Origin of the sequence: Alloyangia pacifica (assembly GCF_020524285.1) — a bacterium.
GTDB lineage: Bacteria > Pseudomonadota > Alphaproteobacteria > Rhodobacterales > Rhodobacteraceae > Salipiger > Salipiger pacificus_B.
The window spans coordinates 38,658-53,414 of record NZ_JAIVKX010000010.1 but is presented as its reverse complement, the minus strand read 5'-3'; the positions used below and the strand labels follow the sequence as shown (position 1 = coordinate 53,414).

Here is a 14,757-nt window from a genome sequence, read left to right as displayed (position 1 = left end):
CGAAGCTCCACGGGCCGCGATCAGGTTTCAGGGGCGGCCTAGGGCTCGCGGCGCGGCTGCTGATCCCGATGCCGTGGATCGCGATGCTGTGGATCGCGATGCAGCCCGGCGCCGCGGGCGCCCAGCAGATCTCGGTCGACTTCGGCGACGGTGGCTCGGTCTCCGCGGTCAGCCTGCAATTGATTGCGCTGGTCACCCTGCTCAGCCTCGCGCCGGGCATCGCGGTGATGGTGACGAGCTTTCCCTTCATCGTCACCGTGCTGGCGATCCTGCGTCAGGCACTGGGGCTGCAGCAATCGCCGCCCAACATGCTGATCGTCAGCCTCGCGCTGTTTCTCACCTTCTTCGTCATGGAGCCGACCTTCACCGCGGCCTGGCAGCAGGGGATCGCACCGCTGCTCGACCAGCGCATCGAACTGGTCGAGGCGACCGAGCGCACGCTCGTGCCGTTCCGGGGCTTCATGGCGGCGCGCTGCGATCCGGCGACATTCGAGACCATGGCGGCGCTGCGCCCCGAGACCGAGGCCGCCGCGCTCGCCCCCGAGGCACCGCTGGCGCTGCTGGTGCCGAGCTTCATGCTGTCGGAAATCGCGCGCGCGTTCCAGGTCGGCTTCCTGATCTTCCTGCCGTTCCTGATCATCGACCTCGTGGTCGCGGCGGTGCTGATGTCCATGGGCATGATGATGGTGCCTCCGGCAATCGTCTCGCTGCCCTTCAAGCTGGCCTTCTTCGTCATCGCCGACGGCTGGTCTCTGCTCTCCGCCGCGTTGGTGCGGAGCTATTTCTGAGCGCGCGGCAAGGACACCCGAGAGCAAGGTTGGGCAAATGTAGGATCGCAGATGGACAATGCAGGCTCAGGCAGGCGCGCGACGACGTCAGAGAGCGGCCTGCATGGAACGAGAAATTCCGCGGACGGGCGCTGCGGGATTGATCCAGTTGCTGCCGAACGGGGGACGCGGCCTAGAGCCCTTCGCCCTCGCCCGGCGTATCCGCGTGCAGGTGGCGCTCGCCGCGGGCCTTGGCCAGGGCAATTTGCTTCTGCCGCTCGCGGAAGCGCGCCTTGTCCTCCTCGGAGGTCTCGGCGATGCACTGGTGGCACGAGACGCCTTCCTCGTACTCGGGGCGGGCGCGGTCCTCGGGCAGGATCGGACGGCGGCAGGCGTGGCAGAGCTCGTGCGGCCCCTCGCGCAGCCCGTGCTCGACCGAAACGCGGCCGTCGAAGACGAAGCAGCTGCCCTGCCAGCTGCTGTCCTCCTCGGGCACCTCCTCGAGGTATTTCAGGATGCCGCCCTTGAGGTGGTAGACCTCCTCGACGCCCTGGCTCAGCAGGTAGTTGGTAGATTTCTCGCAGCGGATGCCGCCGGTGCAGAACATGGCGATGCGCTTGTTGTGGAAGCGGTCCTTGTTCTGCGCCCACCACTCGGGGAACTCGCGGAACGAAGCGGTCTGCGGATCGACCGCGCCCTCGAAGGTGCCGATGGCGATCTCGTAGTCGTTGCGCGTGTCGATCACCGCCACGTCGGGCGAGCGAATAAGATCGTTCCAGTCGGCAGGCGCGACGTAGTGGCCGACGCTGGCGCGCGGATCGACGCCGGGCTGGCCCATGGTGACGATCTCCTTCTTCAGCCGCACCTTCATGCGGGCAAAGGGGCGCTCGGCGGCCTCGGAGAATTTCCATTCCAGCTCGGCGCAGCCGGGCAGCGCCCGGATATGCGCGAGCACCGCATCGATCCCGGCGCGCGGGCCGGCGATGGTGCCGTTGATCCCCTCGCCAGCCAGCAGCAGCGTGCCGGTGACGGCATTGGCGAGACACAGGTCCAGAAGCGGCCCGCGCAGGGCGGCGGGATCGTCGAACCGGGTGAAGTGATAGAGGGCGCAGACTGTGAACATGCGGGCGCGTTTACGCCCAAGGGTCGAGTCGGGCAAGCGACCGGATTGCCGCAGCATTGACGCGCGCGCGGTACGGCGCGTAAGCCTTTGGCAAAAGCCCGGAGGCCCAAAGACATGCACGCGCTCATCGTCATCGACGTCCAGAACGATTTCTGCCCCGGCGGCGCGCTCGCCGTGCCCGGCGGCGACGAGATCGTCGCCCCGATCAACGCGCTGATGGCGGAGGCCGACGCGGTGGTGCTGACGCAGGACTGGCACCCGGCGGGGCATTCCTCCTTCGCCAGTTCGCATGACGGCAAGGCGCCCTATGACATGGTCGAGATGCCCTACGGCCCGCAGGTGCTCTGGCCGGACCATTGCGTCATCGGCAGCGACGGCGCGGCCTTTCACCCCGCGCTGAATACCGACCGCGCCGACCTGATCCTCCGCAAGGGCTACACCCCGTCGATCGACAGCTACTCGGCCTTCTTCGAGAACGACCGCCGCACGCCCACCGGGCTCGAAGGCTACCTGCGCAGCCGTGGCATCGAGCGGCTGACGCTGGTCGGCCTCGCCATGGATTTCTGCGTGAACTACTCGGCGCTCGACGCGGCGAAGCTCGATTTCAGCGTGACCGTGCGCGAGGATCTCTGCCGCGCCATCGACCTCGACGGCTCGCTCTCGGCGGCCCGGGCGGGCATGCAGGGCGCCGGGGTGAAGCTCTCGCACGCCGCCTGAAGGCGCCTCTCGGGGAACAAACTCCACCGCAAGCCGTTGCCCGGTAGGCAGAAAGCGCTTGGCCCTTCCTGTCACATTCGCGTAACAGGGGCTCCGACTGCCCGTGAGGAGTGTGCGCCGTGGAAATCGCAACCCGTGTCTGGAACCATCGCTGGAAGATCGACCCGATCGTCCGGTCGCTGATCGATACCGATTTCTACAAGCTTCTGATGTGCCAGTCGGTCTATCACAACCGGCGCGACACGCAGGTCACCTTCAGCCTGATCAACCGCTCCAGCAATGTGCCTCTGGCCAAGCTGATCGACGAGGGCGAGCTGCGGGAGCAGCTCGACCACATCCGCTCGCTCAGCCTGACCCGCGGCGAGAGCACCTGGCTGCGCGGCAACACATTCTACGGCAAGCGCCAGATGTTCCGCCCCGACTTCATGGAGTGGTTCGAGAACCTCCGCTTGCCGCCCTATTTCCTCGAGCGCGTCGGAGACCAGTACGAGCTGACCTTCGAGGGCTCCTGGCCCGAGGTCATGCTGTGGGAGATCCCCGCGCTGGCCGTTCTGATGGAGCTGCGCGGCCGCGCGGTGCTCAACCACATGGGCAAGTTCGAGCTTCAGGTGCTTTACGCGCGCGCCGCGACGAAGCTGTGGGAGAAGATCGAGCGTCTGCGCGGCCAGCCCGGCCTGAAGATCGCCGATTTCGGCACCCGCCGCCGCCACAGCTTTTTGTGGCAGGATTGGTGCGTGCAGGCGATGGTCGAGGGTCTGGGCGACGGGTTCACCGGCACCTCGAACTGTCTGATCGCCAAGAACCGCGACCTAGAAGCCATCGGCACCAACGCCCATGAGCTGCCGATGGTCTATGCCGCGCTGGCCGAGGACGACGCGGCGCTGGCGCGCGCGCCTTATGACGTGCTGGCCGACTGGCACCGCGAGCATGAGGGCAACCTGCGGATGATCCTGCCCGACACCTATGGCACCGAAGGCTTCCTGCGCAACGCGCCCGACTGGCTGGCCGGCTGGACCGGCATCCGCATCGACAGCGGAGATCCCGCAACCGGCGCCGAGATCGCCATCCGCTGGTGGCAGGAGCGCGGCGAGGACCCGCGCGACAAGCTGGTGATCTTCTCGGACGGGCTCGACGAGGAAAAGATCCTCGAGCTTTACCACCAGTTCGCCGGCCGGGTGCGCGTCTCCTTCGGCTGGGGCACGCTGCTGACCAACGATTTCCGCGGCCTCACCCCCGACGACCGGCTGGCGCCCTTCAGCCTCGTCTGCAAGGCGGTCAGCGCCAACGGGCGGCCCACGGTGAAGCTCTCGGACAACCCCAACAAGGCGATGGGCCCCGCGAGCGAGATCGCCCGCTACAAGCGCGTCTTCGAGGTCGGCGAGCAGGAGCGCCACGAGGTCGTCGTCTGAGGCCATCCCGCCCTTTCCGAGACTGGCATGTGACGCGGCGGCGCGCTATGCAGGCGCGGCACTCTTAGTCTGAGGAAAGACCGCATATGGCTGGCATCGAACCGCAACCTGGCATCATGGACATCGAGCTCTACGTGGGCGGCGCGTCGCATGTGGCGGGCGTCTCGAACGTCATCAAGCTCAGCTCCAACGAGAACCCCTTCGGCCCCTCCCCGGCGGCGCAGGAAGCGGTGCGGCGCGTGGTGCATGAAATGCATCGCTATCCTTCCTCGGATCACGGCGCGCTGCGCGAGGCGATCGGCGATGTCTGGGGCCTCGACCCGCAGCGGGTGATCTGCGGCGCGGGCTCGGACGAGATCATCGCCTTCCTCTGCCAGGCCTACGCCGGGCCGGGCACCGAGGTGATCCACACCGAGCACGGCTTCGCCATGCACAAGATCTCGGCCATGGCCGCCGGCGCGACCCCGGTCGAGGTGGCCGAACAGGACCGCGTGGTCAGCGTCGACAACATCCTTGCCGCCTGCACCGAGCGCACCCGGCTGGTGTTCGTCGCCAACCCCGCCAACCCCACCGGCACGATGATCGGGCTGGCGGAACTGGAGCGGCTGGCGAACGGCATTCCCGAGACCGCGATCCTGGTGATCGACAGCGCCTACGCCGAATATGTCGAGGGCTACGACGGCGGCGCCAAGCTCGCCACCGACCGGCCAAACGTCTTCATGACCCGCACCTTCTCGAAGCTCTACGGGCTCGGCGGCATGCGCATCGGCTGGGGCTACGGCCCGCAGGAGATCATCGACGTGCTAAACCGCATCCGCGGCCCGTTCAACGTCGCCGCGCTGACGCTGGCCGCCGCCGAGGCCTCGATCCGCGACACCGCTTATGTCGAGAAATGCCGCACCGAGAACGCCCGCATGCGCGCCTGGCTGGGCGAGGCGCTGGCCGAACACGGCGTGTCCTCGGACGCCTCGACCGCGAACTTCATCCTCGCCCGCTTCGGCTCGCAGACCGAGGCCGAGGCCTGCGACACCTACCTGCAATCGCAGGGCGTGCTGGTGCGCCGCACCACCGGCTACGGCCTGCCGCACGCGCTGCGCATCACCGTCGGCGACGAGGCGTCGTGCCGCCGCGTGGCGCATCTGGTGGGGCAGTTCAAGGCCGGCGCGCGATGAGCGAGACGCAGGGCCCCGAAAGCTATGGCAAGGTCGCGCTGATCGGCCTCGGCCTCATCGCCTCGTCGATCTTCTGGGCGATGAAGCGGGCCGGCATGGAGAGCCACGTCAGCGGCTACGCGCGCTCGGCAGAGACGCGCGAGACCGCGAAGCGCCTCGGCCTCTGCCACGAGATCGTGGACAGCGCCGAGGACGCGGTGAAGGGGGCCGACCTGGTGATCCTCGCGGTGCCGGTCGGCGCCATGGGACCGATCGCCGAGGCCATCGCGCCGCATCTCAAGCCCGGCTGCACCGTCAGCGACGTGGGCTCGGTGAAGAAGGAGGTCATCGAGGCGGTGCGCCCGCATCTGCCCGAGGGCGTGCACTTCGTGCCGACCCACCCGATGGCGGGCACCGAGCACTCCGGACCGGACGCCGGCTTCGCCTCGCTCTACGACAACCGCTGGTGCCTGATCGTGCCGGACGGCGCCCCCGAGCAGGCCACGGCGAAGCTCGAGGCCTTCTGGCAGGCGCTCGGCGCCAAGACCGAGCAGATGGAGGTCGAGCACCACGACCTCGTCTGCGCCGTGGTCAGCCACGTGCCGCACCTGATCGCCTACACCATGGTGGGGGTTGCCGACGACCTGCGCCGGGTGTCGGACCAGGAAGTGATCAAGTTCTCCGCCGCCGGTTTCCGCGACTTCACCCGCATCGCGGCCTCGGACCCGACCATGTGGCGCGACGTCTTCATGAACAACAAGCAGGCCACGCTGGAGATCCTCGGGCGCTTCACCGAGGAGCTCTTTGCGCTGCAACGCGCCATCCGCACGGGCGACGGGCAATTGCTCTTTGACTACTTCACCCGGACGCGGGAAATTCGACGCGGCATCCTGCAGGCCGGCCAGGACACGGATGCGCCGGATTTCGGACGGGTGAAGGTGGAAAAATGATCTCTCGGGCAGCGGCACTGGCGGCACTGATGTTCCTGACATCGCCGCTGGCTGCCGCGCCCGAGACCGCGCCCGCAGCCTCGCTGCGCCCTGTCGCGCGGACCCTTGTCGAGGCGACCCTTGTCGAGGCGCCGGACCCTGCCCCCGTCACCGCCACCGCAACCGGCGCGCTCGATCGCCCGAAAGCGCGGCCCGCGACGCTCGACGCCGCACTCGGAAGCCCCGACTCCGGTGAGCGGCGCGGCGACATTCCCGCCTTCGTCCCCGAGCCCGCCGCCCGCGAGATCGCCCTGCGGGTCGCCTTTGCCGCGCGCTCGCCGCTGGCCATCCCCCTGTCGCTTCGCCCCAGCCCGCGCAGCCGCGCCATTGTCGAAAAGGCGCTGGCGATCCGGCGCGAGCGCGCCCGTGGCGCGGTCTGCGGCGATCCCGACCTGCAGGGCAGCGTGGTCGGCGCCGTGCCCGGGCGCATCTCGGGCTGCGGCATAGACGAGGCGATCAAGCTGCGCTCGGTCTCCGGACTGAAGCTCAGCACCCGCGCCACCATCGACTGCCCCACCGCCCGCGCGCTGAAGACCTGGGTCGAGCGTTCGGTGAAGCCTGCGGTGGGCACGACCGGCGGCGGGGTTTCGGGGCTGCGCGTCGCCGCCAGCTACGCCTGCCGCTCGCGCAACAACCAGCCCGGCGCCAAGATCAGCGAGCACGCCAAGGGCCGCGCCATCGACATCGCCGCCATCCGCCTTAACGACGGCAGCGAGATCTCGGTGCTGGGCGACTGGGGCAGCGGCTCCGAAGGTCGCATCCTGCGCAGGCTGCACAGCGGCGCCTGCGGTCCTTTCGGCACGGTGCTCGGCCCCGACTCCGATGCCTTTCACAAGGATCACTTCCACTTCGACACCGCCCGCTACCGCGCTGGCAGCTACTGCCGCTGACGGCGCCGCGCCAGGGCGGGACCGATCCCGCGCGATTCGCTCTCCCTCGGAAATCTGGAAACAGTGGCGACGCTCATTCGGGAACCGTTGCCTCCCGACCCATAAATTTGGACATTTTTGCGTCAAATATTTGCCCTCTTCGCGACCAACCTGCAGGCTCGGCGCATGGCCCCGGACTGCTCGAGGGGTCGGTGAAGAGGAGCGCACTGCCATGCGTCTGTTTTTCTCTGCGGTTCTGGCGGCCCTGCCCTGCGCGCCGCTGCACGCCGATATCGCTATGGAGACCGCGCAACTCGCGCCGGGCTCGCTGCTGGTGATGCAGGACGATCAGGGCCACGTGGTCAGCCACCTCGCCCGCGGCGAGGTCGAGGGCCTGTACCGCTTCGATCTCTACGACGGGGCCACGGGCGATGCGCTCTACGCCGGGCGCTACTACACCGACGCCCGCGGCGAGGTGCTGCTGAGCGTCAGCGCGCAGGGCAACGTGACGCGCTTCGAGCCTTACAGCTGCGCCCGCACCCTCGGCGAATGCGAATACGAGATCATCCACGCGGATGGCTCGCGCGAGCTGCGCCTGCGCGAGACCCGGCAGACCGACACCGGGCTGGCGTGGAAGGAATGGGGCCGCGAGGGGATCATCGCCACCGGCGGCACCACGCTCGACGAGATCGGTGCGCCGCGCGAGAGCTGGCACCGCGACCTGCGCAGCGGCGACCGCGCGCGGGCCCACAGAATCTCGCTGGCATTGAAATAGAAACTTAACGAATTTTCGCGAGTTTTGCGGGGCTCACGCGACGGCGCCGACTCAGCGATGCGGTCGCCGCGCGGCATCAGTTCGGTAGCGAGTACCGCAGGTCATCTGTGAGCGTGTTTGACGAGTGTTCAGGGCGGGGGCTTCCCCGCCCTGTTTTCGTTTGCGTTTGCGGTCGCCCCGCGTCCGGCGGGGTCAGCTCTCGCCGCCGCCGATCGCCGCGGCCAGCACCGCGCGGGCGTTCTCCGACGACCAGTCGACATCGCCGGTGATGCGGGCAACTTCCTGCCCTTCGGGGTTGATCAGCACCGTGACCGGCAGGCCCAGAACCGCCATCTCGCGCGCCAGCGTCGATTTCGGGTCGCGATGGAGCGGCAGGTTGTCGACGCCGATCTCCTCGAAGAAGGTCTGCATCGCCGGCGGCGGGTTGCGGCCGGTGGCGATGGTCACCACCTCGAAGTCATCTCCGCCCATGTCGGCCTGCAGCGCCGAGAGCGCCGGCATCTCCTCGCGGCAGGGCGCGCACCATGTAGCCCAGAAGTTCACAAGCGCCCATTTGCCCTGCAGGTCCGCCAGCGCCTTGTCGCCGCCGTCGAAGTCGATGAAGCCGGAGGTGCCCACCGGCTTCGGCGCCGCGTGGAAGACCAGCTTCTTCATTTCGCCTTCCCGCAGGGCACTCGCGGCCTCGACATCGGCCAGCGCCGGATTTGCAAGCGCAACACCGGCGGTATAGAGGATCGCCAAGGCCAGTTTTTTCATCTTCCCTCCGGAAAGGCAGCACATGTCGGACAAGACCTCGAACCAGATGTGGGGCGGCCGTTTCGCCGCTGGACCCGATGCCATCATGGAGGCGATCAACGCCTCGATCGGCTTCGACAAGCGGCTGGCGGCGCAGGATATTGCCGGCTCGAGGGCCCATGCGGCCATGCTCGCCGCCACAGGCATCGTCGACACTAGCGACGCCGAGGCAATCCGGGAAGGTCTGCTCACGGTCTTGTCAGAGATCGAGGCCGGTGACTTCACGTTCTCCACCGCGCTGGAAGACATCCACATGAACGTCGAGGCGCGCCTGAAGGAGATCATCGGCGAGCCCGCCGGCCGGCTGCACACCGCGCGCTCGCGCAACGACCAGGTGGCGACCGACTTCCGGCTCTGGGTGCGTGACCAGTGCGACGCCGCCGAGGGCGGCATCCTCGCGCTGATGAAGGCGCTGCTGGGCCAGGCCGAGGCCGGCGCGGACTGGGTGATGCCGGGCTTCACCCACCTGCAGACCGCGCAGCCGGTGACCTGGGGCCACCACATGATGGCCTATGTCGAGATGTTCGCCCGCGACCTGTCGCGGATGCGCGATGCGCGCAAGCGGATGAACGAATCGCCGCTCGGCGCGGCGGCCCTCGCGGGCACCGGCTTCCCGATCGACCGCCAGATGACCGCCGAGGCGCTTGGCTTCGACCGCCCCATGGCCAACTCGCTCGACGCCGTTTCGGACCGCGACTTCGCGCTGGAGTTCCTCGCCGCCGCCTCGATCTGCGCCATGCACCTGTCGCGCTTTGCCGAAGAGCTGGTGATCTGGTCCTCGGCGCAGTTCCGCTTCGTGACCCTGTCGGACCGCTTCTCCACCGGCTCGTCGATCATGCCGCAGAAGAAGAACCCCGACGCCGCCGAGCTGATCCGCGCCAAGATCGGCCGCATCTTCGGCGCCAATGTCGCGCTGCTGATGGTGATGAAGGGTCTGCCGCTGGCCTATTCCAAGGACATGCAGGAAGACAAGGAACAGGTCTTCGATGCCGCCGACAACCTGGTGCTGGCGCTGGCCGCGATGGAGGGCATGGTCAAGGACATGACCGCCAATGTCGCCAACCTCGAGGCCGCCGCCGCCTCGGGCTTCTCCACCGCCACCGACCTTGCCGACTGGCTGGTGCGCGAGACCGGCCTGCCGTTCCGCGATGCCCACCACGTCACCGGCGCGCTGGTCGCCATGGCCGAGAAGAAGGGCTGCGATCTGAGCGATCTTTCGCTGGAAGAGATGAAATCGGTCAACGACACCATCACCGAGGGTATCTTCGATGTGCTCGGCGTGCATAACTCGGTGGCAAGCCGCATGAGCTATGGTGGAACCGCACCCGCCCGCGTGCGCGAGCAGGTGGCCCGATGGAAGGAAACCCTGGGATGACACGACTCGCCGGACTGACCCTGATCGCCGTGACCATGTTCCTCGCCGCCTGCGAGGATCCGAACCGCGGACCCAGGATGAGCACCGGCGTTTCGATCGGCCCCGGCGGCGTTAAGCCGCACGTCGGGGTCTCCGCAGGGCGCGGCCCGGTCCGTGTCGGCGTCGGCACCTGACGGGCCGCGGGCCCCGGCTCACTTGTCGAACCCGTCGTCCTGGGCGATGGTGCCCGCGCCCGGGGTCCCCGGGCGCGCAACCACCACGAGGACGACCATGATCTTCCGCAGCACCCTGGCCCTCGGCCTCGTCGCCCTGCTCGCCGCCTGCGGCGCAGATGGCGCCCCCACCCGGCCCGACCCCAAGGAAACCGCGCCTGAACCGGGTGTCAGCCTGCACGGCGCGGTGAAGATGGGCGTCGCCTATCCATGAGCCTGCGCCACCTGTGGCTGGCGCTCGCGCTCTGGGGCGCGGTGCACCCGATGATCCACATGCTGGGCTGGCTGTCGCAGAACGGCTGGTCCCTGGCCGGGCTCTTCGCCGCCTGGCAGGCCAATGGCGCGGTGACCGGGCTGAGCTGGGATCTGGTGATCGCCGCCGTCACCCTGACGCTCTGGATCCTCGCCGAGGTCGCCGTGCGCCGCAACTGGTCGGCGCTGCTGGCCATCCCCGCCACCTTCCTCGTCGGCGTGAGCTTCGGGCTGCCGCTCTACCTGTGGTTCCGCTCGCGGCCGGTGTGACACGTCGGAACGCCTGACGCCCGCGCCCACGGCCCCTGTTCCCTTCCCACGGGTTATCCATTATTCCCGCGCTGAAGCCCAAGCGCGGCAGCACTTATCCGGGGACCGACATGGACCATTTCCTCTATCGCAACGGCATTCTCCACGCCGAGGATGTGCCCCTGCCCGAGATCATCTCGCAGGTCGGCAGCCCGGTCTACGTCTACTCCACCGCCACGCTGCTGCGACACTTCCTGCTGTTCGACGAGGCGCTGAGCTGGGGCCCGCACCTGGTGTGCTACGCGATGAAGGCCGCTTCCAACCAGGCGATCCTCAAGACCCTCGCCAAGGCCGGCGCGGGCATGGACGTGGTCTCGGGCGGCGAATACGCCCGCGCCAAGGCCGCCGGCGTGCCCGGCGACCGCATCGTCTTTTCGGGCGTCGGCAAGACCCGCGCCGAGATCCGCACCGCGCTCGAGGGCGGCATCCGCCAATTCAACATCGAGAGCGAGCCGGAGATGGAGGTGATCTCGGAGGTCGCCGTCACCCTCGGCGTCACCGCCCCGGTGACCATCCGCGTGAACCCCGACGTGGATGCCAAGACACACGCCAAGATCGCCACCGGCAAATCCGAGAACAAGTTCGGCATCCCGATCGCCCGCGCCCGCGAGGTCTATGCCCGCGCCGCCGCCCTGCCGGGGCTGAAGGTGGTCGGCATCGACGTGCATATCGGCTCGCAGCTGACCGATCTCGACCCCTTCCGGCTCGCATACCGCAAGGTCGCCGAGCTCACCCACGCGCTGCGCGTCGACGGCCACACGATCGAACGCCTCGACCTCGGCGGCGGGCTGGGCATCCCCTACACTCGCAGCAACGAGGCGCCGCCGCTGCCCACCGACTACGGCCAGATGATCCGCGAGGAACTGGGCGATCTGGGCTGCGAGATCGAGATCGAGCCGGGGCGGCTGATCGCCGGCAACGCCGGCATCCTCGTGTCGCAGGTGATCTACCTGAAGCACGGCGAGGGGCGCGACTTCCTGATCCTCGACGCGGCGATGAACGACCTGATCCGCCCGGCCATGTACGACGCGCATCACGACATCGTCCCGGTGATCGAGCCCGTCCCGGGCGGCGAGCAGCGCACCTACGACATCGTCGGCCCGGTCTGCGAAAGCGGCGACACCTTTGCCAAGGGCCGCACCATGCCGCAGGTCAATCCGGCCGAACTGGTCGCCTTCCGCTCGGCTGGCGCTTACGGCGCGGTCATGTCCTCGGAGTACAATACGCGGGCACTTGTCCCCGAAGTGCTGGTGAATGGCGATCAATTCGCTGTCATTCGCCAGAGACCAAGCTTTGAGGAAATCATAAACCGCGATACGCTCCCCGAGTGGCTGTAAGACTCCGTCCCTGAGAGTCCCCTGCGGCCGCCGGACCGCAGGAGAGACCTCAGGAGACACCGATGGCCTCAAGGGACCGCGCGCCCGCCGACATCCTCAAGCCGGTAAAATGGCAGATCCGCCTGACCCATTGGGGCATGGCGGTCGAGCGTTTCGTGCGCGCCTTCTGGCCGCTGTGGTCGGTGATCTTCGTGGTGCTCGCCGCGCTGATGCTCGGTCTTCAGGATTTGGTGGACGTCGAATGGGTCTGGGCCGCCGGTGTCCTCGCGATCGGCAGCACCGGCTGGGCGCTCTGGCGCGGCATCCGGCGCATGCGCTGGCCGCACCGCGAGGAAGCCATGCTGCGCCTCGACGGCACCCTGCGCGGCAGCCCGATCCTCGCCGCGCTCGACAGCCCCGCCATCGGTGCCTCGGACCCCGGATCGCAGGCCCTGTGGAAAGCGCACCAGGAGCGGATGCGCGTCCGCATGCTCGAGGCCCGCGCCGTGCAGCCCGACCTGCGCGTTGCCCGCGCCGACCCCTTTGCCCTGCGCTACGTGGCGCTGCTGGCGCTCTTCGTCGCGCTGATCTTCGGCTCGGTGCTGCAGATGCGCTCGGTCACCGCCATGGGGACCTCCGGCGACGGCCTTGCGACGGGACCGACCTGGGAAGGCTGGATGGAGCCGCCGGCCTACACCCGTCTGCCCTCGGTCTACCTCAACGACATCACCGCCGCCTCGCTCGACGTGCCCGAGGGTGCGCGCATCACCCTGCGGCTCTACGGCGAGGTCGGCGCGCTCGACGTCACCGAAACCGTCTCCGGCCGCACGCCCGATCCGGCGGCGGACCCCGAGGCGCCCGCCGAAACTGCGCAGGACTTCGAGGTCACCCGCTCCGGCACGCTGGCCATCGACGGCCCCGGTGGCCGCGCCTGGGAGCTTGCGGTGATCCCCGACACCCGCCCCACCGTGGCGCAGCAGGGCGAGATCGAATCGAGCTACGAGGGCGACGCGCAGATCCCCTTCGCCGCCACCGACGACTACGGCGTGGTCTCCGGCACCGCCCGCATCGAGCTGGCGCTGGACGAGGTCGACCGCCGCTACGGGCTCACCACCGAGCCCGAGCCGCGCGCGGTGATCGAGCTGCCGCTGCCGATGCCCATCGCCGGCAGCCGCACCGAGTTCACCGAGACGCTGATCGAGAATTTCTCGACCCATCCCTGGGCCAACCTGCCGGTGCGGATCTCCTTCGAGGTCGCCGACGAGGCGGGCCAGACCGGCACCGCCGCGCCGCAGGTCATCACCCTGCCGGGGCGCCGTTTCTTCGACCCGCTCGCCGCCGCACTGATCGAGCAGCGCCGCGCCCTGCTGTGGAATCGCGGCAATTCCCGCGACGTGGCGCAGATTTTGCGCGCGGTCAGCTACAAGCCCGACGACATCTTCCGCTCGGCGGTGCCCTACCTGCGGCTGCGCACCATCCAGCGCCGGCTCGAGGCCTTCACCACCGAGGGCATGACACCCGAGCAGCAGGACGAGATCGCAGGCGCGCTCTGGGATCTGGCGCTGCTGCTGGAAGAGGGCGACCTGTCGGACGCGCTTGAGCGGCTGCAACGCGCCCAGGACCGGCTGAACGAGGCGATGAAGAACGGCGCCAGCGACCAGGAGATCGCCGAGCTGATGCAGGAGCTGCGCGAGGCGACCGACGACTACCTGCGCCAGCTCTCGCGGCAGGCGCAGCAGAACCCGGACCAGAACCAGCAGCAGATGGCGCAGGATCAGAACACGATCGAGATGAGCCAGAACGACCTGCAGCGGATGATGGACCGCATCCAGGAGTTGATGGAGCAGGGCCGCATGGCCGAGGCGCAGGAAGCCCTGCGCCAGCTGCAGCAGATGATGGAGAACATGCAGGTCACCCAGGGCCAGCCCGGCCAGGGCCAGACCCCGGGCGAGCAGGCGATGGAAGGGCTGGGCGAGACGCTGCGCAACCAGCAGGGCCTGTCAGACGAGGCCTTCCGCCAGTTGCAGGACCAGTTCAACCCCGGCCAGGGGCAAGAGGGTCAACAAGGCCAGCAGGGGCAACAGGGCGATCAGCAGGGCCAGTCCGGCCAGGGTCAGGCCGGAGACCAGCCCGGGCAGGGTCAGGGCCAGCAGGGTCAGGGCCAGGGCGGCGGCCAGCAGGGCGATGGCGGCACGCTCGAGGAGAACCTCGCCGACCGTCAGCAGGCGCTGCGCGACGAGCTGAACCGCCAGCGCCAGAACCTGCCCGGTGCGGGCACCGAGGCGGGCGAAGCCGCGCGCGAGGCGCTGCGCCGCGCCGACGATGCGATGGACGGTGCCGAGGAAGCCCTGCGCCAGGATGATTTCGCCGAGGCGCTGGACCAGCAGTCGCAGGCCATGGAGGCGCTGCGCGAGGGCATGCGCAACCTCGGCGAGGCGCTGGCACAGCAACAGCAGCAGGGACAGGGCCAGCAGGGCATGGCGCAGGGCGGCGATCCCGGCCAGCAGCGCGATCCGCTGGGCCGCAACTCCGGCAGCAACGGTCAGCTCGGCACCGACGAAACCATGCTGCAGGGCGAAGACGTCTACCGCCGCGCCCGCGAGCTGCTCGACGAGATCCGCCGCCGCACCGGCGAGGGCGAACGCCCGCAGGAAGAGCTCGACTATCTCGAAAGGCTGCTGGAGCGGTTCTGAGCCGC

15 protein-coding genes are annotated in these 14,757 nt (G+C 68.7%); 13 read left to right on the top strand and 2 right to left on the bottom strand.

All coding sequences use genetic code 11. From position 1 onward, the window contains the following. Positions 1 to 68 precede the first annotated feature (68 nt). Positions 69 to 788: a flagellar type III secretion system pore protein FliP gene (gene fliP, locus LC039_RS14790; protein ID WP_226625726.1), complete on the top strand. Its 720-nt coding sequence runs from the start codon at positions 69 to 71 to the stop codon at positions 786 to 788. Between the two features lie 172 nt (positions 789 to 960). On the opposite strand, the gene LC039_RS14785 is transcribed toward fliP, so the two are convergent. Next, a complete protein-coding gene (locus LC039_RS14785) occupies positions 961 to 1,890 on the bottom strand; it encodes a rhodanese-related sulfurtransferase (protein WP_226625723.1) in 930 nt (309 codons plus the stop codon). Between the two features lie 114 nt (positions 1,891 to 2,004). Here LC039_RS14785 and pncA point away from each other — a divergent pair, with 114 nt between their 5' ends. From pncA to LC039_RS14755, 6 genes are all read left to right on the top strand, one after another. Next, positions 2,005 to 2,607, top strand: coding sequence for a bifunctional nicotinamidase/pyrazinamidase (pncA, locus tag LC039_RS14780; RefSeq protein ID WP_226625721.1), 603 nt, complete (start codon positions 2,005 to 2,007; stop codon positions 2,605 to 2,607). A 119-nt stretch (positions 2,608 to 2,726) separates the two neighbouring features. Then, on the top strand, positions 2,727 to 4,016 hold the full coding sequence (gene pncB, locus LC039_RS14775) for a nicotinate phosphoribosyltransferase (protein ID WP_226625718.1): 1,290 nt from the start codon (positions 2,727 to 2,729) through the stop codon (positions 4,014 to 4,016). Between the two features lie 86 nt (positions 4,017 to 4,102). Beyond that, on the top strand, positions 4,103 to 5,188 hold the full coding sequence (gene hisC / locus LC039_RS14770; RefSeq protein WP_226625716.1) for a histidinol-phosphate transaminase: 1,086 nt from the start codon (positions 4,103 to 4,105) through the stop codon (positions 5,186 to 5,188). Beyond that, positions 5,185 to 6,117, top strand: a complete 933-nt coding sequence (locus LC039_RS14765; RefSeq protein ID WP_226625714.1) for a prephenate/arogenate dehydrogenase family protein — start codon at positions 5,185 to 5,187, stop codon at positions 6,115 to 6,117. Before hisC ends, LC039_RS14765 begins: the two co-directional genes overlap by 4 nt. Continuing rightward, entirely contained in the window at positions 6,114 to 7,046 is a 933-nt protein-coding gene (locus LC039_RS14760) for an extensin family protein (protein ID WP_226625711.1), read from the top strand. Before LC039_RS14765 ends, LC039_RS14760 begins: the two co-directional genes overlap by 4 nt. A gap of 211 nt (positions 7,047 to 7,257) precedes the next feature. Continuing rightward, positions 7,258 to 7,800: a hypothetical protein gene (locus LC039_RS14755; protein ID WP_226625708.1), complete on the top strand. Its 543-nt coding sequence runs from the start codon at positions 7,258 to 7,260 to the stop codon at positions 7,798 to 7,800. Between the two features lie 192 nt (positions 7,801 to 7,992). Here LC039_RS14755 and LC039_RS14750 read toward each other — a convergent pair whose 3' ends face one another. Next, a complete protein-coding gene (locus LC039_RS14750) occupies positions 7,993 to 8,556 on the bottom strand; it encodes a TlpA family protein disulfide reductase (protein WP_226625705.1) in 564 nt (187 codons plus the stop codon). A gap of 22 nt (positions 8,557 to 8,578) precedes the next feature. Here LC039_RS14750 and argH point away from each other — a divergent pair, with 22 nt between their 5' ends. The 6 genes from argH to LC039_RS14720 all read left to right on the top strand — a co-directional run bounded on the left by argH (position 8,579) and on the right by LC039_RS14720 (position 14,752). Next, positions 8,579 to 9,970, top strand: a complete 1,392-nt coding sequence (gene argH, locus LC039_RS14745) for an argininosuccinate lyase (protein WP_226625701.1) — start codon at positions 8,579 to 8,581, stop codon at positions 9,968 to 9,970. After that, a complete protein-coding gene (locus LC039_RS14740; RefSeq protein ID WP_226625699.1) occupies positions 9,967 to 10,143 on the top strand; it encodes a hypothetical protein in 177 nt (58 codons plus the stop codon). The genes argH and LC039_RS14740 overlap by 4 nt, the downstream gene beginning before the upstream one ends. Before the next feature lie 97 nt (positions 10,144 to 10,240). Beyond that, positions 10,241 to 10,396, top strand: coding sequence for an argininosuccinate lyase (locus LC039_RS14735; RefSeq protein WP_226625697.1), 156 nt, complete (start codon positions 10,241 to 10,243; stop codon positions 10,394 to 10,396). Then, the gene (locus LC039_RS14730; protein WP_226625694.1) at positions 10,393 to 10,704 is read left to right on the top strand and encodes a DUF2834 domain-containing protein; all 312 of its coding nucleotides are present in this window, start codon (positions 10,393 to 10,395) and stop codon (positions 10,702 to 10,704) included. Before LC039_RS14735 ends, LC039_RS14730 begins: the two co-directional genes overlap by 4 nt. Positions 10,705 to 10,814: 110 nt before the next feature. Beyond that, a complete protein-coding gene (gene lysA / locus LC039_RS14725; RefSeq protein ID WP_226625691.1) occupies positions 10,815 to 12,080 on the top strand; it encodes a diaminopimelate decarboxylase in 1,266 nt (421 codons plus the stop codon). 62 nt (positions 12,081 to 12,142) lie between these two features. After that, a complete protein-coding gene (locus LC039_RS14720; protein ID WP_226625689.1) occupies positions 12,143 to 14,752 on the top strand; it encodes a TIGR02302 family protein in 2,610 nt (869 codons plus the stop codon). The last annotated feature ends 5 nt before the right edge of the window (positions 14,753 to 14,757 follow it).

Excerpts from the sequence above, each read along its gene's own strand:
- lysA (WP_226625691.1), top strand. The coding sequence starts at position 10,815 with ATGGACCATTTCCTCTATCGCAACGGCATTCTCCACGCCGAGGATGTG.
- fliP (WP_226625726.1), top strand. The coding sequence starts at position 69 with ATGCCGTGGATCGCGATGCTGTGGATCGCGATGCAGCCCGGCGCCGCG.
- hisC (WP_226625716.1), top strand. The coding sequence starts at position 4,103 with ATGGCTGGCATCGAACCGCAACCTGGCATCATGGACATCGAGCTCTAC.
- LC039_RS14720 (WP_226625689.1), top strand. The coding sequence starts at position 12,143 with ATGGCCTCAAGGGACCGCGCGCCCGCCGACATCCTCAAGCCGGTAAAA.
- LC039_RS14760 (WP_226625711.1), top strand. The coding sequence starts at position 6,114 with ATGATCTCTCGGGCAGCGGCACTGGCGGCACTGATGTTCCTGACATCG.
- LC039_RS14785 (WP_226625723.1), bottom strand. The coding sequence starts at position 1,890 with ATGTTCACAGTCTGCGCCCTCTATCACTTCACCCGGTTCGACGATCCC.
- LC039_RS14755 (WP_226625708.1), top strand. The coding sequence starts at position 7,258 with ATGCGTCTGTTTTTCTCTGCGGTTCTGGCGGCCCTGCCCTGCGCGCCG.
- LC039_RS14765 (WP_226625714.1), top strand. The coding sequence starts at position 5,185 with ATGAGCGAGACGCAGGGCCCCGAAAGCTATGGCAAGGTCGCGCTGATC.
- LC039_RS14730 (WP_226625694.1), top strand. The coding sequence starts at position 10,393 with ATGAGCCTGCGCCACCTGTGGCTGGCGCTCGCGCTCTGGGGCGCGGTG.
- LC039_RS14740 (WP_226625699.1), top strand. The coding sequence starts at position 9,967 with ATGACACGACTCGCCGGACTGACCCTGATCGCCGTGACCATGTTCCTC.
- LC039_RS14750 (WP_226625705.1), bottom strand. The coding sequence starts at position 8,556 with ATGAAAAAACTGGCCTTGGCGATCCTCTATACCGCCGGTGTTGCGCTT.
- argH (WP_226625701.1), top strand. The coding sequence starts at position 8,579 with ATGTCGGACAAGACCTCGAACCAGATGTGGGGCGGCCGTTTCGCCGCT.
- pncA (WP_226625721.1), top strand. The coding sequence starts at position 2,005 with ATGCACGCGCTCATCGTCATCGACGTCCAGAACGATTTCTGCCCCGGC.
- LC039_RS14735 (WP_226625697.1), top strand. The coding sequence starts at position 10,241 with ATGATCTTCCGCAGCACCCTGGCCCTCGGCCTCGTCGCCCTGCTCGCC.